The following is a 24,005-nucleotide window of genomic DNA, read 5'->3' on the forward strand; positions in this document are numbered from 1 at the left end:
GGCACGGACATACATTTGTATGTCCGTTGCCGTTTTTTAATATAGCTTATTGCCGTCTGGCTGCCAGTTGTTGTAAGGGCGGCAAGGCCATGGCAAACAGCATTAAGCATACACCACCCCATTGCAGTAGTGAGATATGCTCATGCAGTACCAGCCGGGCGGTGATCACAGCCACGGGCAATTCTACCGTCATGAGCAGCGCGCTGAGAATTACGCCGGTTTTAGGTATGCCAGCGGCGAACAACAGCGGTGGAATGATAGTGCCGAAAAGGCCCAGGAAGATGGTCCATTTGGCCAGCCCGCTGATGATCTGTGGCATGAACAGGAAACCCGGCATGGCCACCAGGAAGATGGCGGCAGTGGAGCCGGTCATGATCAATGCACTTTTCTTGAGTGCAGGAAGGTCGTTGCCGATGCGGCCGCTGGCCACTACATACACACCGTATACGGTGGCGGAGGCCATTGCCAGCAGCACGCCTTTTACAGGCAGCATGATATTGTGCCGGGCAGATAGGCCGCTGGCCATGATGGTGCCGCTCATGATCAGGAAGGCGGCTATACTTTGCAGTAAGGAAGGACGTTTGTCATAGATCAGCCATTCCAGCAGCAGCCCGATCCAGGTGAATTGCATCAGGAAGATGATGGCCACGGAAGCAGGGATCCATTGAACGGATAAGTAATAGAGGTGGGTACAAAGCCCGATGGAAGTGCCTGCCAGCATTACTTTCCAGGAGGCGGTCTGTGGCTGCTTAGTAGCAGTTGGCTTTGTCCTCTGCTGGAGCAGGTACAGCGCCCATAGCACCATCATGCCGAAGCAGGCCTGGGAGCCGGAGATATCGCCGGTGGAATATCCTTCCAGGTAGGCCACCTTTACAAAAGTGGATAGAATGCCGAAGCAGCAGGCCCCGGTAAAGACCATGATAATATATCTTGTCATTGAACAATCAAACTGGGTAAAGAGTAAGGGTGAAAATCAAAGTGGGAGGCAGGGGCAAAACAATACCATGCAGTAACGCGCGAGGTCGCTGCTGATCACTGATAAAGGCAAAATGCCGTGATCAATTACCTGCCTTGTGTGTAAGGCGGGGGAGGGGGAGTGGACAAACCGCCGTTTGCACGGATGGCGATCGGGCGGTAATATGTGCCGGGTAAGGTCATAATGGATCGTTCTAGGCTGTAAATATAATTATTTTAATTTTACACAAGTATTTAGTCCCCCCTACATGGAGAAGATCGATATAAAGCAATTGGCCAAGGACCTTAACTTGTCAACTTCCACGGTGTCACGGGCCTTCCGTGGCAATAGTGATATTAATGCACAGACCAAAGAACGCATCCTGGCCAGGGCCAGGGAGCTGAACTACCAGCCGAACCTGTATGCCAGCAGTTTACGCGAAAAGAAGAGTGATACCATTGCCATCATTGTGCCGGAGCTGGCCAATAATTTCTTTGCGCAGGCTATCAGGGGCATTGAGCAGGTGGCCCGTGAAAAGGGTTACCATACGCTTATTTACGTAACAGATGATGAGTACCAGAAGGAGGTATCCTTTATCGATAACTTATCGAATGGGCGGGTGGACGGTATTATCATGTCTGCTTCCGGAGAAGCGAAGGATCATGCTTACCTGAATAAGCTGAAGCCGAAGCATATGCCACTGGTGTTCTTTGACCGGGTGTATGATGATATAGATGTGGCGAAGGTGACCACGAATGATTATGATGCCAGCTTTAATGCCACGCGGCATCTGATAGAGGCGGGCTGCAGCAAGATTGCTTTCCTGGTGATCAACAAGAGCCTGTCTATCGGGAAGATGCGCACGCAGGGATATATAGATGCACTGGAAGCAGAAGGCATCCCTTACGATAAAGAGCTGATCATTGATTGCAGTAACGATCACAAGAAGAATTATAATATCCTTTCCAAGGTGATGAAGACGCTTAAGCCTGACGGGCTTTTCGCTTCTGTGGAGCGTTTGGCGATCGCCAGTTATTATGTATGTCATGATCTGGGTATTGCTATTCCGCGCAAAGTGAAGATCATCAGCTTTTCCAGTTTGGAGATCGCGCCGCTGCTGAACCCCTCCTTATCTACTATTACACAGCCGGCAAGGGAGATGGGGGTACATGCTGCACAGTTGTTGTTTAAGACGCTGGAGAGTGATCATCCTGTGCGTGATCATGTGGTGCTTAAATCGAAGATCATTCCGCGAAAATCAACGAGTTAGCCCCTGCTAATTGGTTTTAGCAAAAAGCGGAGGATTCACTATGTCATATTCAGGTTGTTAAAGCATTGCTTTAGCCGCTACCCGCGCGGCTTTTAAAGGGCTTCGCAATGCCAGTTGCTGAAGACCCGGTTAAAATTTTTTTGGAGCTTTCAAATTTTCCTTACTTTAGCTGCACGTTATGTAATATTTTTTTACCACGTATCGGGAACGTTCCCGGCATCGTTCCCGAGCCGAACTAAAACTGAACAAAAATTTCACAGAGATGCAAAAACTTCGCCTTATCAGGTATCTATTACTGTTGTGCTTTACGGCCTTATCCCTTGCCACGTTTGCACAGACAGGAAGCATCAGCGGAAAGGTGACCGACGAAACCGGACAACCGCTACCTGGCGCCACCGTATTCATTAAGGGAACCAACCAAAACGCAGTAGCCGGAATAGACGGCAGCTTTAAGCTGCAGCCTGTGAGCGGCACAGCAACAATCGTGATCAGGATGATCGGTTACCAGCAGGTGGAAAGGGAGCTGACCGTTAACGGCGCCCTGCAACAGGATTTCCAGCTGACAGCAGATGCGAAGGGCCTGAATGAAGTAGTGGTAGTAGGTTACGGCACGCAGAAGAAAAGCGACCTGACGGGTTCTATCACTGCTATTTCTTCGAAAGACTTTAACAAGGGGGTGGTTACTACTCCTGAGCAACTGATAACCGGTAAGGTGGCCGGTGTGCAGATCACCAGCAATAGCGGTGCGCCGGGAGCCGGCAGCAAGATCCGCATCCGTGGCGGCTCATCACTGAACGCCAGCAATGATCCGCTCATCGTAATAGACGGTGTGCCATTGGACAACGCAGAATTAAAAGGCTCTTCTAACCCGCTGAGCTTTATCAATCCCAACGATATCGAATCCTTTAACATATTGAAAGATGCTTCTGCCACCGCTATTTACGGTTCACGTGCATCGAACGGTGTGATCATCATCACTACCAAGAAAGGAAAAGCAGGAGATCAGCTGCGCTTCGGTTTCAGCACCCTCAATTCTATCTCGCAGAAAACAGGCACCGTGCCTGTATTAACCGCCGATGAGTTCAGGAAAGTGGTAAATGAAAAGGGTACGGACGATCAAAAGAAGTTGATGGGCACTGCCAATACCAACTGGCAGGAGGAGCTTTACCGTACTGCTTTCAGTACTGATAATAACCTGAGCATAAGCGGCGCCCTGAAGCAATTGCCCTTCCGCCTTTCTGTAGGGTTTACCAACCAGGGCGGGATCCTGAAAACCTCCAGCATGCGCCGTACATCTGCAGGACTGAATTTGAGTCCCCGTCTGCTGGATGATCATCTGAAAATAGATGTGAACGTAAGAGGCGCTATCACTAATAGCCGTTTTGCAGACCAGGACGCGATCAATGCCGCGATGAACTTTGATCCTACACAGCCGGTGCGCAACGGCAGCAAATTCGGCGGCTACTTCGAGTGGGTGGATCCTACTTCAGGAGGCCCCTACACGCTGGCTACGCGTAATCCGCTGGCTATGCTGGAATTGAAGAATGACAAAGGCGAAGTAAAAAGGAGCTTAGGCAACATTCAATTCGATTATAAATTTCATTTCCTACCCGAGCTGAGGGCCAATCTAAACCTGGGATACGATGTATCCAAAAGCGAAGGCCGTACACTGGTACCTTCGTATGCTGGTAATGCTTATAACCGCGGTGGTATTGATAAGTCTTATTCTCAAACAAAGAATAACAAGCTGCTGGACTTTTATCTCAACTATGCAAAAGACTTAAAAGGCATCAGCAGCCGTATCGATGTTACCGGCGGTTATTCTTACCAGGATTTTATCCGTACAGAACCCGCTTATGCTGACCTGAATGAAAAAGGTGATACGATCAATGCAGCAGCACCTTTTCCATTCAAAACACAGAATACGCTGGTATCTTTCTTCGGCAGGTTGAATTATACACTGCTGGACAAATACCTGCTGACGGTTAACGTCCGCAGGGATGGTTCTTCCCGTTTCCGTGAGCACTGGGGCACATTCCCCTCTGTGGCGCTGGCATGGCGCATTAACCAGGAGAACTTCCTGAAAAACTCGGACCTGTTCTCTGAACTGAAGTTGCGTGCAGGTTATGGTGTCACCGGTCAGCAGGACTTTGGAGGACTGTTGTCTGACTATCCCTATCTGCCGCGTTATACCAATGGCGATGCCAATGCGCAGTACCAGTTTGGCAGCACCTACTACATGACTTTACGCCCGGAAGGATACGACGCCAACATCAAATGGGAAGAAACAGAAACCTATAACGTTGGTCTGGACTTCGGCTTCCTGAATAACCGGATCTCCGGTAGCATAGACTACTACAAAAAGAAAACAAAAGACCTGCTGAGCGTGATACCCGTAGCAGCAGGATCTAACCTCACCAACCAGCTGCTGACCAATGTTGGCAATATCGAAACCAAGGGCCTGGAATTCACCTTGAATGCCACTCCTGTGCGCACGAAGGACTTTAACTGGGACGCGGGATTCAACTTTACCTATAACACCATCGAGATCACCAATCTTACCCGGGTAAAAGACCCGAATGCGATAGGTATCGAAGTGGGCACCATCTCGGGTGGTACGGGTAATACCATACAGGTGCACACCGTTGGATATGCCCCTTATACCTTCTTTGTGTATAAGCAGCTTTACAAAGACGGCAAACCGCTTGACGGCCAGTATGAAGACCTGAATAAAGATGGGAAGATCGATAAGGAAGACCGCTACCGGTATAAATCACCTAACCCGAAGTTCCTGCTGGGCTTTAATTCACAGTTCTCTTATAAGCACTGGAATGCCGGTTTCTCCATGCGCGGCAGCTTTGGAAATTATGTATATAACAACCCCAGCTCTGATCTGGGCTCTTACCGCAACATCACTTTCCCGAACTACCTGGCAAACATGCACAGCAGCGTGCTGGAAACCAATTTCACCAACCAGCAGTTCTTCTCTGACTACTTTGTAGAGAACGCCTCTTTTGTGCGCATGGATAACATCAGCCTGGGATACAATTTCGGCCGTGTGCTGAAGGATAAGGTGAACCTGCGTGTATCTGCTACCGTGCAGAACGCATTTGTGATCACCGGCTACAAAGGCCTTGATCCTGAATTAGGAAATGACAAAGTCGGTACGAACTACATAGGGGAAGGCATAGACAACAAGCTTTATCCGCGTCCGCGTATCTACTCCCTGGGCCTGAATCTCGATTTTTAATTTGACCAAAACCGGAAAAAATGATCAAGCAATATATCAATAAATGGATGCTGGCAGGCTGTATGGGATTGACCGTGATGATCTCCTCCTGTACAAAAGACCTGGACCGTGTGCCTTTCTATGACCAGACATCCGCCAGCGTATACAACGATTTTAAGAACTATAAACCCATACTGGCAAAAATATATGCCGCTTATGCGATCAGCGGTCAGCAGGGACCAGCTGGTAAACCAGACCTGACAGGTATAGACGAAGGTTTTTCCAACTATATCCGTCAATACTGGCAGGCACAGGAGCTGTCTACCGATGAAGCCGTGATCGCCTGGAATGACGGCAACCTGAAGGACTATCATTTCATGACCTGGACCTCCGGTAATGAGTTCATCAAAGCCATATACGACCGTATTTTCTACGTGATAGCCGTTTCTAACGAGTTTATCCGGGAAACAACCGATGATAAGCTGGGCACACATGGTATCAGCGGCAGTGACCTGGAAGAAGCAAAGCATTTCCGTGCAGAGGCCCGCTTCCTGAGAGCATTGGCTTATTATCATGCGCTGGACCTTTTTGGTAATGTGCCCTTTTCTACAGAGAATGATCCCGTGAGCGCCTCCTTCCTGCCTAAACAGATCAGCCGTGCAGACCTCTTCACCTATATAGAGTCTGAACTGAAAGCAATAGAAAGTGAACTGGTAGAAGCCCGTCAGAATGAATACGGCCGTGCAGATAAAGCAGCTGCATGGACCGTGCTGGCTAAACTTTACCTGAATGCAAAAGTGTATATCAACCAGGATAAGAACACAGATGCGATCACTTACTGCAATAAGATCATAGGAGCCGGTTATGGGTTGTCTGATGAATACCGCAAATTATTCCTGGCAGATAATAACACCTCTCCGGAAATGATTTTTACCATCACTTATGATGGTCTGCGTACCAAAACTTACGGCGGCATGACCTACCTGGTGCATGCGCCTGTGGGTGGCAACATGAGTGCTGCCAGCTTCGGCATCAACGGGGGATGGGCCGGATTGCGTACCACCAGCGCCTTTGTCAACCAGTTTGCGGATATTACCGGCAATACCGATAAACGCGCCATGTTCTATACCAATGGCCAGAGCCTGGAGATCAATGATGTGTTCAACTTCCCCAGTGGTTATGCCATCGCCAAGTTCAGGAACGTAACCGCTGCGGGTGTGCAGGGCTCAGACAAGACCGGTGATTTCCCGGACACTGACTATCCCATGTTCCGCCTGGCAGATGTATACCTGATGTATGCAGAAGCAGTATTGCGCGGTGGTACAGGCGGCAGTGCAGCCACCGCCCTGCAATATGTGAACCAGCTGCGTCAGCGTGCATATGGCAATACCAGCGGTAATATCACCGGCACGCAGCTTACACTGGATTTCATACTGGCGGAAAGAGGGCGTGAGCTGTTCTGGGAAGGACATCGCAGAACAGACCTGATCCGCTTTGGCAAATTTACCGGCAGCACTTATATCTGGCCCTGGAAAGGCGGTGTCAAGGAGGGAAAGGCAGTGGAAGATTTCCGCTCACTCTACCCCATACCTTCTGCAGACAGAACGGCCAACCCGAACCTGGAACAGAACAACGGATATTAAACATCACTAAACGCTGAACGCTAAAAGCTTAAGGCTTGAGCGTTCAGCGTTTGGCTTTTAGCTCTTAGTATAAAAAGATGAAATTGAGACACTATCTATTGGTATTCGCTTTTATTTGTATTACGGGCTCGCTCGCGGCACAGGTACCTGCGCTGGAACGCATTGAACCGGCCAATTGGTGGACAGGCATGAAGAACCCCTTCCTGCAGCTGATCGTACATGGTAATAATATTGCACAGCGGGATGTAGCGCTGCAGTACCCGGGCGTAACGCTGAAAGCCGTGCATAAGGTGGAGAACCCTAACTATTTGTTCCTCGACCTGGAGATCAGCGCGGGCACAGCGCCGGGAACTTTTCCCATCCGCTTTACCAAAAAAGGAGAGAAGGAGCTGCGATACACTTATGAGCTGAAAGCACGGGATCATGCCGCAAGAGCACAGGGCGTTACCAATGCAGACCTGATCTACCTTATTATGCCCGACCGTTTTGCGAATGGCGATCAGCGCAATGATATTGTAAAAGGCATGCAGCAGACCACGTTGAACCGTGATTCCATGTACTATCGTCATGGCGGCGATATACAAGGGATCATTGATCACCTGGACTATCTGAAGGACCTGGGCGTTACTGCCCTGTGGCTGAACCCCGTACTGGAGAATGACCAGCCTTCTGCTTCCTATCACGGATATGCGGCTACGGAGAATTACAAAATAGACCGCCGTTATGGCACGAATGAGCTGTACAAACAGTTGGTGGATGAGCTGCACAAGCGCGGCATGAAAATGATCAAAGACCTGGTGCATAACCATATCGGCAGCCAGCACTGGACCATGCGCGATATGCCTTCCAAAGACTGGGTACATCAATGGCCCGTGTTCACCAAATCCAATTTTAAGGAACAAACCGTGTTCGACCCCTATGCCGCCGCGGCAGACAAGCAATTAATGACAGACGGATGGTTCGATACCCACATGCCAGACATGAACCAGGCCAATCCTTATGTACGCAATTATTTTACACAAAGTCATATCTGGTGGATAGAGTATGCAGGCGTGGATGGTTTTCGCCTCGATACTTATGGCTATAACGATGCGGGGTATATGAAGGAATGGGGCGAAGCGGTAAAAGCCGAATACCCCCAGCTGTCTTTCTTTGGTGAAACATTTGTGCACGGCACAGTGAACCAGGCCGTGTTTACACAGGGCAATACCATGAATCATGGCTTTGATACACAGTTGCCGGGCGTAACGGATTTCCAGTACCTCTGGGCAATCACGGACCTGGTGAATGGTAAAACGCCCGGACAGGATGGAGTGACGAACCTGTATAATACCCTGGCTAAGGACTTTGTGTACCAGGACCCTGGCCGTAATGTAGTTTTTCTTGATAATCATGACCTGAGTCGTTTTTTTTCCGTAACAGGAGAGAACGTCGCTAAATATAAAATGGCCCTGGCCGGATTGCTGACCACGCGCGGCATTCCGCAGCTGTACTATGGCGCAGAGATTCTGATGAAGAATTTCTGCAATCCTGACGGCCTGGTAAGAGAAGATTTTAAAGGCGGCTGGCCCGGCGACAAGGTCGATAAATTTACTGCCGCTGGTCGCAGCGCCCAGGAGAATGAAGTATTTGACTACCTCCGTAAGCTGGCTAACTATCGCAGGCAAAATACGGTGCTGCAAAATGGCCATGTAATGCAATATGTGCCAGAGAACGGGGTATATGTATACTTCCGCTATAATGAAACAAAGACAGTGATGGTGATCATGAATGGCAATGATAAAGCACAAGAGCTGCCCACCAAACGATTCAGGGAAAGGACCGCTTCTTTCAGCAAAGGACTGGATGTTGTCAGCGGTAAAGAACAATCTATTACAGACACCATAACAGTACCTGCCTTCACCACGCTGGTGCTGGAATTAAAATAAGTGAATGATCCAAGCATGCATTTTTGACCTGGACGGTGTGATCGTGGATACGGCCGTGTATCATTACCAGGCCTGGAAACGGCTGGCGAACGAGCTGGGATTTGATTTTACCGAAGCACAGAATGAGCGCTTAAAAGGGATCAGCAGGATGCGGTCCCTGGAGCTGATCCTCGAATGGGGCGGCATCCATAAAACAACTGCAGAGCAGCAGGCGCTCGCAACCCGCAAGAACGAATGGTATGTGGAGATGATCAACCAGATGACGCCGCGGGAAATACTGCCCGGAGCAAAAGGATTTCTCGAAGCCGTAAGAAACGCCGGGCTTAAAACAGCCCTGGGCTCTGCCAGTAAAAATTCGTCTACCATCCTGGAGCGCACCGGCTTATTGCCATTATTTGATGTAATAGTAGACGGCAATACCGTTACGGCCTCCAAGCCTGATCCGGAAGTGTTTCTGAAAGGCGCTGCTGCATTGGGTGTTACACCTCCCCATTGCGTGGTGTTCGAGGATGCTATTGCAGGTATCGAAGCTGCCAAAGCCGCCGGAATGAAGGCAGTCGGCATCGGCGAGAGGGAAACACTCAAAGGAGCAGATGCCGTAGTGCCCGGCTTACAATTTATGTCTATTGAAAAACTAAATAAGCTGGCAGCTAACAGCTGACAGCTGCATGAATGCATATGAAGCAGTACATTAAAGTTGATGAGTGGAACATCATCGAAGAAGGATTTGACCCCCATCTTAATAAGATCTCTGAAAGCCTTTTCAGTATTGGTAACGGCAGGATGGGCCAGCGCGCCAATTTTGAAGAAGCTTATTCCGGAGAAAGCCTGCAGGGAAATTATGTGGCGGGTGTTTATTACCCCGATAAAACAAGAGTGGGCTGGTGGAAGAACGGTTACCCTGAATATTTTGCCAAAGTGCTGAATGCCGCCAACTGGATCGGCATCGATATACGGATCAATGATGAAGTGCTGGACCTGCACGCCTGTACCGTGAATGACTTCAGACGTGTGCTGAATATGAAGGCCGGTTACCTGGAGCGTTCCTTCACCGCTACACTTGCCAGCGGCAGACAGGTGAAGGTAGTGTCGCGCCGCCTTTGCAGCATTGTGGATGATGAAGCAGGCGCCATCCGTTACAGCATTACGCCGCTGAACTTTGACGGACAGCTCACTATCACACCTTTTATAGACGGAGATGTGAAGAACCAGGATGCGAACTATGATGAGAAATTCTGGGAAGAGCTATACCGGGAAGTAAGCGAAGGCAGCGCCTATCTTACTTTGCGCACCAGGAAAACCGGCTTTGATGTTTGTACTGGTATGAAGTTCCAGGTATACAAAGACGGTTTGGCAGCAGAAGCGCCTTTCATGACGGTAGAGGCGGAGAAGTATGTGGCAGGCCGTATCACCATGCCGGTGAGATCAGGGCAGGAAGTGCTGATCATGAAGTATGCAGCTAATGTCTCTTCTGAGAACCACCCGCGTGAAAGCCTGCAAAGTGCCTGCAGCGAGGTGTTGGAGAAAGTGCTGGCAAAAGGTTTTGACCGTATGCTGGAAGAACAGGCAGCTGCCTGGGCAGCTAAATGGGAAGAAAGCGACATCATTATCACTGGAGACGCCGCTGCGCAGCAGGGCATCCGCTTTAATATTTTCCAGCTGAACCAAACCTACACCGGTGAAGATGCACGATTGAATATAGGCCCTAAAGGGTTTACCGGTGAAAAGTACGGCGGTGCAGCTTATTGGGACACGGAAGCATATTGCATTCCTTTTTACCTGGCCACTGCTGATCCGCAGGTAGCGCGCAACTTATTACTGTACCGTTACAAACACCTGCAGAAAGCCATTGAGAATGCAGCGAAGCTGGGCTTCAAAGGCGGCGCCGCGCTCTATCCCATGGTAACCATGAACGGGGAAGAATGCCATAATGAATGGGAGATCACTTTTGAAGAGATCCACCGTAATGCAGCCATTGCTTTCGCCATCTTTAACTATACGCGTTATACCGGGGATACCAGCTACCTGGTGGAATACGGACTGGAAGTGCTGATCGCCATTGCACGCTTCTGGGCGCAGCGGGTTAACTGGAGCGATGCCCGCAAGCAGTATGTAATGCTGGGCGTAACAGGTCCCAATGAGTATGAGAACAACGTGAACAATAACTGGTATACCAATACTATGGCCAGTTGGTGCCTGGAATATGCATTGGAAGTAATAGACCATGTAAAGCAACAGGATCCGGCGCAATATCAATCACTTGTTGCGCGCATACAATTCCGCGAGCAGGAAGAGCGCAGCCAGTGGCAGCATATCATCCAACACCTGTATTTCCCGGTGGATGAGGCATCCGGTGTGTTCCTGCAACAGGATGGCTACCTGGATAAAGAGCAGGTCCTGGCAAAGGACCTTGATCCTGCACAGCGGCCGCTTAACCAGCATTGGAGCTGGGACCGCATCCTGCGTTCCTGCTTTATTAAACAGGCAGATGTATTGCAGGGTTGCTACTTCCTGGAAGATCGTTTTGATGAAGACACCCTGCGCAGGAATTTTGATTTTTATGAACCGCGTACGGTGCATGAAAGTTCCTTATCTCCTTGTGTGCATGCTATTCTTGCCGCTAAGCTGGGCGACGGGCAGCGCGCCTATGAATTCTACCTGCGCACTTCACGCCTTGACCTGGACGATTATAACAATGATACGGAAGATGGTCTGCACATCACTTCCATGGCTGGTACCTGGATGAGCGTAGTAGAAGGCTTTGCCGGTATGCGGGTCAGGGATGGACGTTTAAAGTTTGCGCCCTTCCTGCCGGCTGAATGGCAGTCTTTCGCCTTCAAGATACGTTTCAGAGGCGCACTGCTGAAAGTGGAAATAAATAAGAAAGGTGTGCAGATACATAATTATTCAGACAAGGCATTAGAAGTATACCTCTATGATCAGGCGCATGCAGTAAAAGCACGGGCGCAGCTGTTTGTAGGCAGTGAAGGAATAAAAGTATAAGTTTGAGGTTTGAAACCTCAGACCTCAAACTTCAAATATTTTTTTATGGACAAGCCAGGGATGAGTTTCCGGCAAATATTGAACATGAGCTTCGGCTTCCTGGGCATCCAGTTTGGTTTTGCCCTGCAGAACGGAAACGCTTCGCGCATCCTGCAGACCTTCGGCGCAGATGTGGAGCATTTGTCCCTTTTCTGGCTGGCCGCTCCGCTCACCGGTATGATCGTGCAGCCGATCATCGGGCATTACAGTGATCGTACCTGGAACCGGCTGGGAAGGCGGAAGCCTTATTTCCTGGTAGGCGCGCTGGCTACTGCGTTGGCGCTGATATTACTGCCAAATGCAGGTGTGATCACCGTGTTGCTGCCGCCTGTATTGATAGGCGCGGGCATACTGATGATCATGGATGCTTCCATCAATGTGGCCATGGAACCTTTCCGGGCGCTGGTGGCGGATAATCTTCCGGATGCACAACGCAGTACCGGCTTTTCTGTACAGACCTTCCTGATAGGGATAGGGGCCGTAGCGGGCTCCTGGCTGCCTTACCTGCTGGCAGCCTATGGTAATGTGCCTAAAACAGCTCCTCCCGGGCAGGTCCCGGCTAATGTAAGCTATTCGTTCTATATCGGCGCAGCGGTACTGGCGGGCTCTATTTTGTGGACGATCATCAGCACGAAAGAATATTCTCCACAAGAGCGTGCTGCTTTCCATCCCGCAGAAGCGGAAACGGCGGAACAGCACAGGGGGATAAGCGCCATTTTCAAAGACTTTTCCCGGATGCCTTCAGCCATGCGGCAACTGGGCGTGGTACAGTTCTTTTCCTGGTTTGCCCTGTTCTCTATGTGGGTATTCACTACACCCGCTATTGCGCATCATGTCTATCACGTGCTGCCCGGTGATACTTCTTCTGAAAAATTTGCGGACGCCGGTAACCAGGTGGGTGTACTCTTTGGCATTTATAATGGGGTGTCTGCTGTTTATGCTTTGTTACTCCCTGCATTGGCAAGGGCCACCAGTCGTAAGACAGCGCATGCCTTATCGCTGACTGCGGGCGGCGTCAGTTTGTTATGGATCTATTTTATCCAGTCTCCTTCCATGCTGATCTATCCTATGATCGGTATTGGCCTTGCCTGGGCCAGTATCCTGTCTATGCCCTATGCGATGCTCTCCAGTGTGTTGCCGGTGAAGAAGATGGGTGTTTATATGGGGATCTTCAATTTCTTTATCACTTTCCCGCAGATCGTGAACGGCTTGTTTGGTGGCCTGATCGTAAAGTATTGTTTTGGTGGTCAGGCGGTGTATGCATTATCAATGGCCGGTGTGTTTATGTTGCTGGCGGCAGTAGCAGTGATGTTTGTAAAGGAAGGGGATAAAAAAACAAGGCTGACTAAAACGGTTCATTTTAGTCAGCCCGATCAGGTGTAATGTTTCCACCAATCACATAAAGAACTGCTCGGAGATAACTTTCCCGTCCTTTACCTGGTACACACAAAGCTCGCTCATATTCATGCGGCCCTTACCCTTCATGGTCATATCCATGCTCATCACAAATGCGAAGGTGTTTTCTGCAACCAAAGGTTCAGATACGCTGCCTCCATGCATTTCTTCCACCATAGATTCAAATTTGTGACCTTTTTCGATGATGGCGTCCAGGCCCTTTGTTTCTTTGGCAAACTCCGGCGTTTCATAAGGCTCTATGCTGATGGCATCGTCAGCATACAACTCTTTCTGAGCGGCTTCAAACTGACCTGTGCGGCAAAGTTCAGCCAGGCGGTTGGCAATTTGCTGGGTGGTCATTGTCATTTGTTGTGTGGTCATGATGGTAAATTTTTTGGAGTGAGTACAATAAAGATAGATCATAAAGATACAGTCATTAGACAAACCAGACAAAACGGATCTGTTATGATTTAAGACATGATAATTTTTCATATCTTCAAAACATGTACAACATTGTTTGCTTCGGAGAAATGTTATGGGATGTGCTGCCCGATAAAGAATTACCCGGCGGCGCCCCTATGAATGCAGCCTATCATCTGCAGAAACAGTCCCAGCAGGTGGCGGTCATATCAAAAGTAGGTAAGGACGATTATGGTGAGCGGCTGTTGAACCTGCTGCACAGGAACGGCCTGAACACTGCCTGCGTACAGCTGGACACGATACATGGTACCGGTAAGGTATTGGCGCAGCCGATCAGTGACCATGATGTGCAATATAACATCCTGTTCCCGGCAGCCTGGGATTTCATTACATGGGATCCGGTATGGGAGAAGCTTTTAAGGCAGGCGGAATATTTTGTGTTCGGCAGCCTGGCGGCCCGGCATGATGTATCGCGTGAAGCGCTGTACAAGGTCCTGCAGCACAATGTGAAAAAAGTGCTGGACATTAACCTGCGGCCTCCCCATTATACACAGGAAGGCGTGAACTATTTGCTGGAGCGATGTGATATCCTTAAGCTTAACCAGGCGGAGCTTGAACTGATCAGCAGCTGGCTGGGTGATTATGCCACAAAGGAAGACAAGGTGAAGGCAATCTCAAAAAAGTATAATATCAAGACCATTGTTGTGACGATGGGAGGAGAGGGCGCCCTCTTATATATGTATGAGCGTTTTTACTATCACCACGGCTTTCGCGTACAGGTAGCTGATACCATTGGCAGCGGCGATGCGTTCCTGGCAGGTTTTCTCAGCAGTCTGATCCATGGGCGTACAGCAGAGCAGTGTCTGGCCTATGCCAATGCAACCGGTGCATTGATCGCTACACGTCCGGGCGCTTGTCCGGATTATGATGTATGGGAGATCGACACGCTGCTGGATTAAGGTACTTCATCCCTTTTCAGCAAAGGCAGTAAGATAAAGCGCGTTGCAATGATTCCCACTAAAAAGCCTACGGCTAAAATTACCAGCAGGGAATTCAACGGTATACTGTGGCACTGCGCCGGATTATCGCTAATGCCCAGCCAGGGCAGGTGTTTGCTCAGGAAGATGGCCATGGCGCTGGTGACGACCATCAGATGCACCTGGATCATCAGCACGATCAGTGTTTTCTTCTTCAATTTCCATTCATCGCCTTTCCCGCGGATACCTGAAACATAAAAGATGGCGGTCGCCAGGGTAAGGCATGCCAGCACGATAGCGGCGATGGAGAAGTATTTGTTGCCCGCATAATCTGTGGTCTTAACACTGCAGGGATCCTTGAACATCTTATGGTAGGCGTTCAGTTCTCTTTTCACCTTTTGCCAGAAGGTAAGGTGAATGCGGGGAGGAGGAATAAGTCGGATGGTGTCAAGAAAGACGGTGTCTGTTACTACAAATTTATCTACCAGTTCATCCCACAGATCGCCATAGCCGTCATCTGCTCCCAGGGTCCAGATAGCCACGCCTCCCAGCTCATTATTCAGCACATAATCATATTTAGGCCCGAGGGTGCTGGCATCATCAAACCATATTTCTTCTGTTACCTGGCCGGCATCATTCTTTACTTCAATAAACGCAGATTCTGCCGTTTCATCATAGAGCGCCACCGTATCTACAGGGTAACGTGCTTTTATTTCCCGGTAGGAGATATAATTGTTAAAGCCATCCGGCTGTCCATACTGTCCTTTTTTCCATACAGCTCCATAGTAGGGCAGCATCAGCACAAATTTAGCGGGGGGAATATCCCGTTGCAGGTAGCGTGAAACGGCAGCGTCAATGGATTGTGCGGGACTTCCTTTCAGTGGGGCCAGTGCGCCTGCTGTATGTCCGGAGGCCCGGCTGAAATCGATCATAAAAAAGGTGACGGAAGCGTTCATTGCCTTCAGGTCGTAGGCCAGGTCCCTGTCAAAGGAAGGGATCACCACATTCACGGAATAATTTGCATTGTAATTATGCAGGTGGCTGCTCAGGGTAGAAATGAAATGGCTGAATGCCTGTCTTTGTTTACCGGGCAGCTGTTGAAAATAGATCGTGACGGCAGTGGCGTTCTGTTGCGCTAACACACGCGCCAGTGTGTCTGCAAAGATCAGCTGTACTTCGGCGTGCTGCAACAGCGCGTTGATGTTAGCGGTATTTTTGTCGGATATGATCAGTTGAATATTACAGCCGGCAGTGCTGGCTGCCTGCACTGCTTTAAGGTCGCCCTCTTTGAATGCCGGTTTAACAAGCCCTGTTTTACCATCCATTGTATAGCCCAGGAAGCCGAAGGTGGTGAGCGCGATGAAATTATAGTTCAGAAATTTATCGCCCATCCAGTAAGGATGGATGCCTGTTACATTCACCTTTTGCGTAAGGTCCACCGTGTATCGCACTCCCGTGCTGTCGCTGATGGAAAGCGTATCTACCTGGTCGCCGGGGCGGCCATATACGGCTCTGACCTGTTTCAGTTTTTCCTGTTTGGCTTTTGCTGCTTGCGCGAGATCGGTTTTCTGCTGCAGAATGGGCAGCATTTTATTCACCAGTGCATTGACATCATTTTCCGGACCGGCTGCTTTGCTGGAATCTATTGCAGCTTTGGGCGTATCTTTTGGAGGCGGCGGCTGTACGCGGCAGCAGCCGAATGTGTTGAGCAATGCCACCAGTGAATCGAAGTGCAGGTTCTCTGTTTTGGATAGTTCTTCATTCAGCAGTTGGATATCTTTGCTGGTCACTACCAGTGAATCTGACAGGATCTGGTTAATGATGGCGATGATACGTTCCTGTTCGCGTGCTCTTGCATTTTTCCGGAACTTGAAAGCATTGAGTATTTTACTGATCAATTTAGTTTTTGCTTCAGCATCCTCCGGCAGTTTAGGAGCAGCAACCTTTTCGGGCATTTTTAATTTTTGACCATAGGCCGTAGTGATACAGGTACTCAGTGAAAGGAATAGGAAAAGACAACAGGTTATTTTTCGGGAGGGACTCATAGGTCGTGCTTAATATATATAGAAGATAGAAAATTAAATTTTAAATAAAAATTTTTAAATTAATTTTTAACCGACTATATTGTGAGCGATAATAGGACTGCAGCCATTACTCAAATTAACCAAAGAATTTCAAACTAACAGACAGTAACAACCACCTTTACCTAGCGTCTGTCATAAGACAGCAAATTAAAATTTAATGATCTATGAAACCTTGATCTGCATTACAGACGAGATTAATAGCAATTTTAAGAGAAAGCTCCAAACTAACGAAGAGAAAGCTATCTTATCAGGTATTGTCAACCAGGATGGAACGGTTGCCATACAGGGTGAGAATAAGATCATAGTAACATTGTTGAATGTAGAGAAGGATACAATTGGTAGGAACACAAACGGGCTCCCTATTGGTGTTACATCTCCAAACACTGCGCCCGCAGTTAATATCAATCTATACGTCTTATTCTCTGCCTATTTCAGCAGCACTAACTATCATGAAGCCCTTAGATTCCTTTCCTTTGTAGTTGCCTACTTTCAGTCTAAAAATGTTTTCACCAGTGCTAATACACCTTCGATGGATCCGAGGATAGGGAAACTCATTTTCGAACTGGAAAGCCTTGGAGCAGATAAGCTGAATAACATATGGACTACGCTGGGAGCTAAATATATGCCTTCGGTGGTGTACAAGGTGCGTATGCTTACGTTTGATGATTCCATTATCAGGGAATACAGGCCGGTTATAGATGACACATCAGGAAATGTAAGGCCTGCGTGACCACAACACGTTTTCAATTGAATATAAGGTGAAATATGAAATACTGACCGCAGTATTTTACCGTCATACTTTTTCTCCGGCTCACGGTTACGAAGGAATAAGCGTAAGTGTCCCTGCGCATACGGCAAAACGTATGTCTCAGCACGGTTTATTATTGAAGCCGGTGCACGATGGTTTTTTACTGTTATACAATACCAAAGCAAGGGACCTTTTGCTAAAGGAGAAGATACGCCTGGTATTTGATCTGGCATTGAAAGATGCTCTGTTCTATAATTATACCCAGTTAAGTGCCGGCAATATTGCCGGTAGCTTTTTTCGTTTTAATAATGAACAGGAACGTGCATTGGCAGAGACGCTGCACAGGGAAGCATTTGTAAATGAAGCAGACTTCCGTCCACTGTCTGACCTGGCTGAAAAATATTTCGTCAAGCCTTTCGGGCAGGTAACGCTGTTGCTGGACGAACAGCTGTTATCTTCTTACTACATCCGCTTTCAGGCGAGGGCTACCCGCTGGTGTTATTTCTTAATGGGCGAAGATCTGAAGGCGCTATCCCATCCCGCTATATTAGGCACTAACGGGAATAGGTACTTTGATGCGCCGGTAAGTGTCACACTGCCGGATAATACAAATGCCCCGGTATTGATATCAAAAACGCCTGTACCGCTGGGAGCTACTGCTATGCACGCTTTTCAGCTGGTGAATTATACCGACGCAGCTGCGGGCCGTTACAAGGTGATCATACCATCGCTACCGGCGCCTGATGTGAGCAGGGTTTCCAATGCGGGCGCCACCCTATATGAACAAGGAAATAATTACTCCGAAATATTTTTATACTAATCTCAAAACTTATAAGATATGGCTTCAACATTAATGACCCCTGGGGTATATATTGAAGAGAAGAACGCCTTCCCAAGTTCGATCACGGCCGTGGCGACGGCAGTTCCTGTATTTATCGGCTACACGCAGAAAGCCGAACGAAACGGTAAATCACTGGTGCACAAACCCACCAGGATCACTTCCTTTGCCGAATACCTGGAGAATTTCGGCAGCAGCTTCCGGCCGAAATTCACATTGGCAGAACCTGATCCCAAAGTGAAACAGGAAACCTTCCGTTTGAACGGCAAGGCTACTATTGTAAAGCTGAATGATAAGAACATTGCTTATATGTATAACAGCATCCGCCTGTTCTATACCAATGGCGGCAGCGTTTGTTATATTCTTTCAGTAGGCACTTATGAAGAAACCCCGGATGGTTTTGAGATCGCTGCTGATGATTTTATCGGTTCTGATTCAAAGCCCAACGTATTTTCTATTCTTGAAAAAGAACCGGAGCCTACCCTGATCGTAATGCCGGATGCGATCGCATTGGGGGAAGATTGTTATACCAGCGTTTACACCCAGGTACTCAATCACTGTGCAGCTATGCAGAGCCGTTTCGGCATCTTCGACCTGGTGAAACAGGAACCTGCAGATACCACTGATACCATCGTAAGCGCATTCCGCGATAAGATAGGCATCAATTTCCTGAACTATGGCGCAGCTTACTATCCCTGGCTGAAGACCGCTATCGTGCAGCCTGATGAGATCTCCTTCGAGAACCTGGATGCATCCGTAGATCTTGAAACACTGCTGCCGGAACCCGCTGCAGGACTGATCGTGAAAAAGTTCAAGGAGAACGCTACACCGGATGAGCATGCGAAGAAGAATTATCATCAATCGCTGAAGGCAGCCAGTCCTACTTATGTTCATATACTGGACGAGATCCGTTCCTTATTGAATGAAATGCCGCCCAGCGCCGCTATGGCAGGTATCTATACGCTGGTAGACAGTTCCCGCGGGGTATGGAAAGCCCCGGCCAACGTATCACTGGCTGCGGTGAATGCCCCGACCGTGAATATATCCAACGAGGAGCAGAAGACTCTGAACGTGGATATCATGGCAGGCAAATCCATCAATGTGATCCGGCCTTTCCCTGGTGTAGGCACACTGGTGTGGGGCGCCAGAACGCTGGATGGGAATAGTCTTGACTGGCGTTATATCAATGTAAGGCGTACACTGATCATGATAGAGCAGTCTGTGAAACTGGCCAGCCGTTCCTTTGTATTTGAACCGAATGACAACTCTACCTGGATCTCACTGCGCACAATGATCAACAACTTCCTGGAGAATATGTGGAAGCAGGGCGCTCTTGCAGGGTCTGCACCCGCACAGGCATTTGATGTGCAGGTAGGCCTTGGCGCCACCATGACGCCCCAGGATATCCTGGACGGCCTGATGCTGGTAACCGTGAAGGTAGCGCTGACCCGCCCGGCAGAGTTCATCCTGATCACTTTCCAGCAACAAATGCAGCAAGCATAACAAACGATACATTCACCTCATTTCTAACCATAAAAATTTTTAAGTCATGCCAGCAACAGACGGCTCAGCCCAATCAGCTAATATATGGCCATTGGTCCGGTTCTCATTTAAAGTGACCTGGGACGGCAACGAGATCATCTTCCAGGAAGTAACCGGACTTACTTCTGAAACACAGGTAATTGAATACCGCGGTGGCAGCGCCAAGATCTACTCCACGGTAAAAATGCCCGGTATTCCCAAGTTCAGTAACGTAACGTTTAAGAAGGGCACTTTTGTGGGCGATACCACGATATGGAAATTGTATACCGGTAACACCGGCATCAAGATGAATACCATTAAGCGCGCCACCATTGTGGTAAGCCTGCTGGACGAGACCCAGGCTATTGTGATGAGCTGGACGCTCACGAATGCTTTCCCTGTAAAGGTGCAGGTAACCGATATGAAATCAGATGCCAATGAGGCGGCCATTGAAACAATGGAGGTAGCCCATGAGGGCCTGATGATCACCGAGCCTAAAGTAAGCTGATATGCCTGAACCTACTGCTGCTTATTATCCGCCGTATTCGTTTTACTTCAGCGTAACAGTGGAAGGATTCACCGGCGCGAACGAAGGAAGCTTCCAGGAAGTAAGTGGCATTTCAGTCAAGATGAGCCCTATGGAGGTCAAGGAGGGAGGGGAGAACCGTTTTGTACGGCGCCTGCCCGTCCCTCCCAAATATGACAACCTGGTGTTGAAACGGGGCATGCTGGTAGGGTCTGCACTTACACAATGGGTACAGAACAGCCTTACCTTGTTCACCTTCACTCCCAAAACGGTATTGGTGAAGCTGCTGGATGGTGATGATTCTATTATAGCTGCCTGGTCATTCAGCAATGCCTACCCGGTATCGCTGAAGGTATCTGATTTTAAGGCGATGGATAACAGCCTCGCCATTGAAACGCTGGAGCTGACCTATGATTACTTTCAACAAACACAATAGCGATGCCACTTGAAATAAGGGAGCTGGTGATCAGGGTCAATATAGAGGAGCATACTGCTGCACCGGAGCATAATATCAGCGCCAAAGAATTACAGGCGCTGAAAGACAAGATCATACGGGAATGTATGGACAAGCTCCTGAGCAATATGGAGAACTTATCAGTAAGGTAAACCTTAAAAGACATGCCGCTATCACCACCGGCCCAGCCAGTCAAATTATTGATCCAGGGTTATTCAGACCCGAACGCCACTTCCGGATTGATGGGGTCTGTAACGGCAGCCATCAACCCGGAAAGCTATTCGCTAAGTTACAACATTGCATATAAGCAGGCCGAAACATTGGGCGGCGCTGCGCCTACCGAAATATTCACCCGTATGGACTCCGGCGATTTTGAGCTGGAGCTGCTGGCAGATGGAACAGGTGTTACGCAATTGTCCGGCGCTGCTAACGTAGACGAATATATTACCAATGTAAAAGGCATTGTGTATAATTACCAGGGCACAGTGCACCGCCCCAACTATCTGCGGATCACCTGGGGCAAAACGGTGTTCACCGGTGTTTGTAAGAATATCACGGTAAAGTACACACTGTTCAACCCGGATGGTTCGGCCCTAAGGGCGCTGATCAAACTGAAGCTCTCAGAGTCGGTACCGCTGACCACACAGGGACAGAAGGCGCAAAAGTCCTCTCCGGATCTTACGCATATGCGTACGGTAAAAGCAGGAGATACGCTGCCTTTGATGACCTACCGCATATACGGAGAGCCCTTTCACTATATGGAGGTGGCGCGGGTAAATGGTCTGAACAGTATTCATGATATTAAACCGGGAGATGAGCTTTATTTCCCTCCACTAAAAAGATGATCCATGGCGGCTGCCATCCCTACAAACGTACAGGACCCTACATTGCGGGTGACCGTTATTGCTAACGGTACCGCCATACAAGACCTGTTCTCACTGGTGTCGGTACACGTGCATCACGAGATCAATAAAATATCCACTGCGGAGATAGTGATCACCGATGGCACCACTTCTGAAGCTTCGGGCGGTGTGGTAGGCGACTACCCTGCCAGTGACAGCACTTATTTTATACCAGGCACTACCATCGTTATTTCTGCCGGTTATGGTGTGCTGCCTGCGCAGCAGCTGTTCACCGGGATCGTAGTGAAGCAGGCCATACAGGCAAATGAAGATGGAAAGTTCAGCCTCATTGTGACCTGTAAGCACACTGCGGTGAAAATGACCATCAGCAGGAAAGACGCGGTGTTCGCCAACCAGACAGACAGCGCGATCATGAGCACCCTGGCAGGTAATTATGGTTTATCTGCAACGGTAACGGCTACATCGAACGTCAACGAGGTAATGTTCCAGAAGTTTTCAACTGACTGGGATTTCATGCTGGCGCGTGCAGAGTTTAACGGCTATATTGTTAAGCTAACGGATGCAGGGATCAGCGTAGGGCCACCTGCAGTATCCGGTTCGGCAGTGTTGCTGGTGGCCTTCGGACAGTCTATCAACAGCTTTCATGCCGAGCTGAATGCGGAACGGCAGATGCCTTCCTTATCAGCTGCGGCCTGGGATCCGCAGACACAGACCATGCTTACTTCCAGCGCTACGGAGCCTACCCTGAACACACAAGGCGTGCCTGCACCCAAAGCGCTGGCATCTGTTTTAAGCCAGACCGCCATGGAGATGGTCACTACATCGCCCATGACGCAGGCAGAGCTGCAAACCTGGGCCAATAGCAGCCTCTTGCGAATGCGTTTGCAGGCCGTGAAAGGTAAAGTATCTTTTATGGGGAGCGCCCTGGTATTGCCTGACACTATTATTGAATTATCCGGTGTGGGCTCCCGCTTTGACGGCAATGCCTATGTAACGGCGGTTACACATGTGATGAAAGAAGGGCATTGGCATTCGCACGTGAAGTTTGGACTGGAGAGTAAACCGATCTATGAAAGGGAGAACTTTTCCTATCATCCGGCCAATGCGCAGTTGCCGGCTATCCGTGGCCTGCAGCTGGGAGAGGTGGTGAGCATCTCACAGGACCCCGGGGCAGAATACCGGGTACAGGTGAAGCTGGCTTCTACGGCAGCCGGACAAACAGGCACCTGGGCCCGCCTGTCCAACTTTTACGCTACTGCCAATGCAGGGGATATCTTTTATCCCGAGATAGGAGATGAAGTGGTAGTAGGCTTCCTGGAAAATGATCCACGCTTCCCGGTGATCCTGGGAAGTTTGTACAGCAAGGGCAAAACACCACCTGTAGTACAGGCAGATAATAATAACTATACGAAAGGGCTGTATACCAAAAGCCAGCTGAAGGTTACATTTGACGATCAGAATAAGGTGATCACGATCGCCACGCCGGGGGGTAATACTATTACCATGAGCGATACCGACCAGGGCATCACAATTACGGATATGAACCAGAACAGTATCAAGATGTCGTCTTCCGGCATTAACATCAACAGCATGTCAGATATTTCGATACAGGCTACCGGTAACTTGTCACTCACCGGTAACACCGCTGTCAAGGTATCATTGCCGGTTGATGTAACAGTCAGCGGCGCCAATGTTTCTGTGAGCGGTACTATGGGCTTCTCGGCATCGGGCGCCAGCTCGGTATCTTTAAGCTCAGGCGGTATGATGACATTGACAGGCGCCACCGTGATGATAAATTAATTAAACAATGGGACAACCCGCAGCGAGACTAACAGATATGCATACCTGCCCCATGGTGACGCCTGGTTTGCCGCCCGTTCCGCATGTAGGCGGGCCTATTATAGGACCGGGCGTACCTACCGTGCTGATAGGTATGTTACCTGCGGCTGTGCTGGGCGATATGGTTACCTGTGTGGGGCCTCCGGACGCTATTGTCAAAGGCTCTGCCACGGTATTTATTGGTGGCCGTCCGGCTGCGCGCATGGGCGATTCGACCGCACATGGCGGCGTGATAGTAACCGGTTATCCCACCGTATTGATAGGAGGATGAAT

Annotated in this window: 20 protein-coding genes; 17 read left to right on the top strand and 3 right to left on the bottom strand. The window is 49.2% G+C overall.

Annotation, left to right across the window (positions count from 1 at the left end; genetic code table 11):
- Positions 1-46: 46 nt before the first annotated feature.
- Complete coding sequence (locus ACR9Y8_RS25045) at positions 47-937, bottom strand: EamA family transporter (RefSeq protein WP_481215990.1); 891 nt, start codon at positions 935-937, stop codon at positions 47-49.
- Positions 938-1,223: 286 nt separating this feature from the next.
- Between ACR9Y8_RS25045 and ACR9Y8_RS25050 the strand changes: the two genes are divergently transcribed.
- From ACR9Y8_RS25050 to ACR9Y8_RS25080, 7 genes are all read left to right on the top strand, one after another.
- A complete protein-coding gene (locus ACR9Y8_RS25050) occupies positions 1,224-2,225 on the top strand; it encodes a LacI family DNA-binding transcriptional regulator (RefSeq protein WP_481215991.1) in 1,002 nt (333 codons plus the stop codon).
- A gap of 262 nt (positions 2,226-2,487) precedes the next feature.
- Positions 2,488-5,475 (top strand): SusC/RagA family TonB-linked outer membrane protein, encoded by a 2,988-nt coding sequence (locus ACR9Y8_RS25055; protein WP_481215992.1) that lies wholly within the window; start codon positions 2,488-2,490, stop codon positions 5,473-5,475.
- 20 nt (positions 5,476-5,495) lie between these two features.
- A complete protein-coding gene (locus ACR9Y8_RS25060) occupies positions 5,496-7,097 on the top strand; it encodes a RagB/SusD family nutrient uptake outer membrane protein (protein WP_481215993.1) in 1,602 nt (533 codons plus the stop codon).
- 77 nt (positions 7,098-7,174) lie between these two features.
- Positions 7,175-9,025: a glycoside hydrolase family 13 protein gene (locus ACR9Y8_RS25065; RefSeq protein WP_481215994.1), complete on the top strand. Its 1,851-nt coding sequence runs from the start codon at positions 7,175-7,177 to the stop codon at positions 9,023-9,025.
- A 4-nt stretch (positions 9,026-9,029) separates the two neighbouring features.
- Positions 9,030-9,686 carry a beta-phosphoglucomutase gene (gene pgmB / locus ACR9Y8_RS25070; RefSeq protein WP_481215995.1) on the top strand — a complete coding sequence of 219 codons (657 nt, stop codon included), beginning with the start codon at positions 9,030-9,032 and terminating at the stop codon, positions 9,684-9,686.
- Between the two features lie 17 nt (positions 9,687-9,703).
- On the top strand, positions 9,704-12,028 hold the full coding sequence (locus ACR9Y8_RS25075) for a glycoside hydrolase family 65 protein (protein ID WP_481215996.1): 2,325 nt from the start codon (positions 9,704-9,706) through the stop codon (positions 12,026-12,028).
- A gap of 45 nt (positions 12,029-12,073) precedes the next feature.
- Positions 12,074-13,450: an MFS transporter gene (locus tag ACR9Y8_RS25080; protein WP_481215997.1), complete on the top strand. Its 1,377-nt coding sequence runs from the start codon at positions 12,074-12,076 to the stop codon at positions 13,448-13,450.
- 12 nt (positions 13,451-13,462) lie between these two features.
- On the opposite strand, the gene ACR9Y8_RS25085 is transcribed toward ACR9Y8_RS25080, so the two are convergent.
- A complete protein-coding gene (locus tag ACR9Y8_RS25085) occupies positions 13,463-13,843 on the bottom strand; it encodes a SnoaL-like domain-containing protein (RefSeq protein WP_481215998.1) in 381 nt (126 codons plus the stop codon).
- A 122-nt stretch (positions 13,844-13,965) separates the two neighbouring features.
- Between ACR9Y8_RS25085 and ACR9Y8_RS25090 the strand changes: the two genes are divergently transcribed.
- Positions 13,966-14,841, top strand: a complete 876-nt coding sequence (locus ACR9Y8_RS25090; protein WP_481215999.1) for a carbohydrate kinase family protein — start codon at positions 13,966-13,968, stop codon at positions 14,839-14,841.
- On the opposite strand, the gene ACR9Y8_RS25095 is transcribed toward ACR9Y8_RS25090, so the two are convergent.
- Positions 14,838-16,814: a glycosyl hydrolase family 18 protein gene (locus ACR9Y8_RS25095; protein WP_481216000.1), complete on the bottom strand. Its 1,977-nt coding sequence runs from the start codon at positions 16,812-16,814 to the stop codon at positions 14,838-14,840. The two genes, ACR9Y8_RS25090 and ACR9Y8_RS25095, sit on opposite strands and share 4 nt — an antisense overlap.
- A gap of 286 nt (positions 16,815-17,100) precedes the next feature.
- Between ACR9Y8_RS25095 and ACR9Y8_RS25100 the strand changes: the two genes are divergently transcribed.
- From ACR9Y8_RS25100 to ACR9Y8_RS25140, 9 genes are read left to right on the top strand one after another with little or no spacing between them, the layout of a single operon-like run.
- Positions 17,101-17,673, top strand: a complete 573-nt coding sequence (locus tag ACR9Y8_RS25100) for a Pvc16 family protein (RefSeq protein ID WP_481216001.1) — start codon at positions 17,101-17,103, stop codon at positions 17,671-17,673.
- Positions 17,674-17,701: 28 nt separating this feature from the next.
- Positions 17,702-18,511, top strand: coding sequence for a hypothetical protein (locus tag ACR9Y8_RS25105; RefSeq protein WP_481216002.1), 810 nt, complete (start codon positions 17,702-17,704; stop codon positions 18,509-18,511).
- Positions 18,512-18,529: 18 nt separating this feature from the next.
- Positions 18,530-20,032, top strand: coding sequence for a phage tail sheath family protein (locus ACR9Y8_RS25110; protein ID WP_481216003.1), 1,503 nt, complete (start codon positions 18,530-18,532; stop codon positions 20,030-20,032).
- Between the two features lie 46 nt (positions 20,033-20,078).
- On the top strand, positions 20,079-20,558 hold the full coding sequence (locus tag ACR9Y8_RS25115; RefSeq protein WP_481216004.1) for a phage tail protein: 480 nt from the start codon (positions 20,079-20,081) through the stop codon (positions 20,556-20,558).
- A 1-nt stretch (position 20,559) separates the two neighbouring features.
- Positions 20,560-21,012: a phage tail protein gene (locus ACR9Y8_RS25120; protein WP_481216005.1), complete on the top strand. Its 453-nt coding sequence runs from the start codon at positions 20,560-20,562 to the stop codon at positions 21,010-21,012.
- A 2-nt stretch (positions 21,013-21,014) separates the two neighbouring features.
- Positions 21,015-21,182: a DUF5908 family protein gene (locus tag ACR9Y8_RS25125; RefSeq protein ID WP_481216006.1), complete on the top strand. Its 168-nt coding sequence runs from the start codon at positions 21,015-21,017 to the stop codon at positions 21,180-21,182.
- A gap of 12 nt (positions 21,183-21,194) precedes the next feature.
- Positions 21,195-21,875: a CIS tube protein gene (locus tag ACR9Y8_RS25130; RefSeq protein ID WP_481216007.1), complete on the top strand. Its 681-nt coding sequence runs from the start codon at positions 21,195-21,197 to the stop codon at positions 21,873-21,875.
- A gap of 3 nt (positions 21,876-21,878) precedes the next feature.
- On the top strand, positions 21,879-23,693 hold the full coding sequence (vgrG, locus tag ACR9Y8_RS25135) for a type VI secretion system tip protein VgrG (protein ID WP_481216008.1): 1,815 nt from the start codon (positions 21,879-21,881) through the stop codon (positions 23,691-23,693).
- Positions 23,694-23,700: 7 nt separating this feature from the next.
- Positions 23,701-24,003, top strand: a complete 303-nt coding sequence (locus tag ACR9Y8_RS25140; protein ID WP_481216009.1) for a PAAR domain-containing protein — start codon at positions 23,701-23,703, stop codon at positions 24,001-24,003.
- Positions 24,004-24,005: the final 2 nt, after the last annotated feature.

Source organism: Chitinophaga sp. SVR4-12A, from assembly GCF_056754765.1.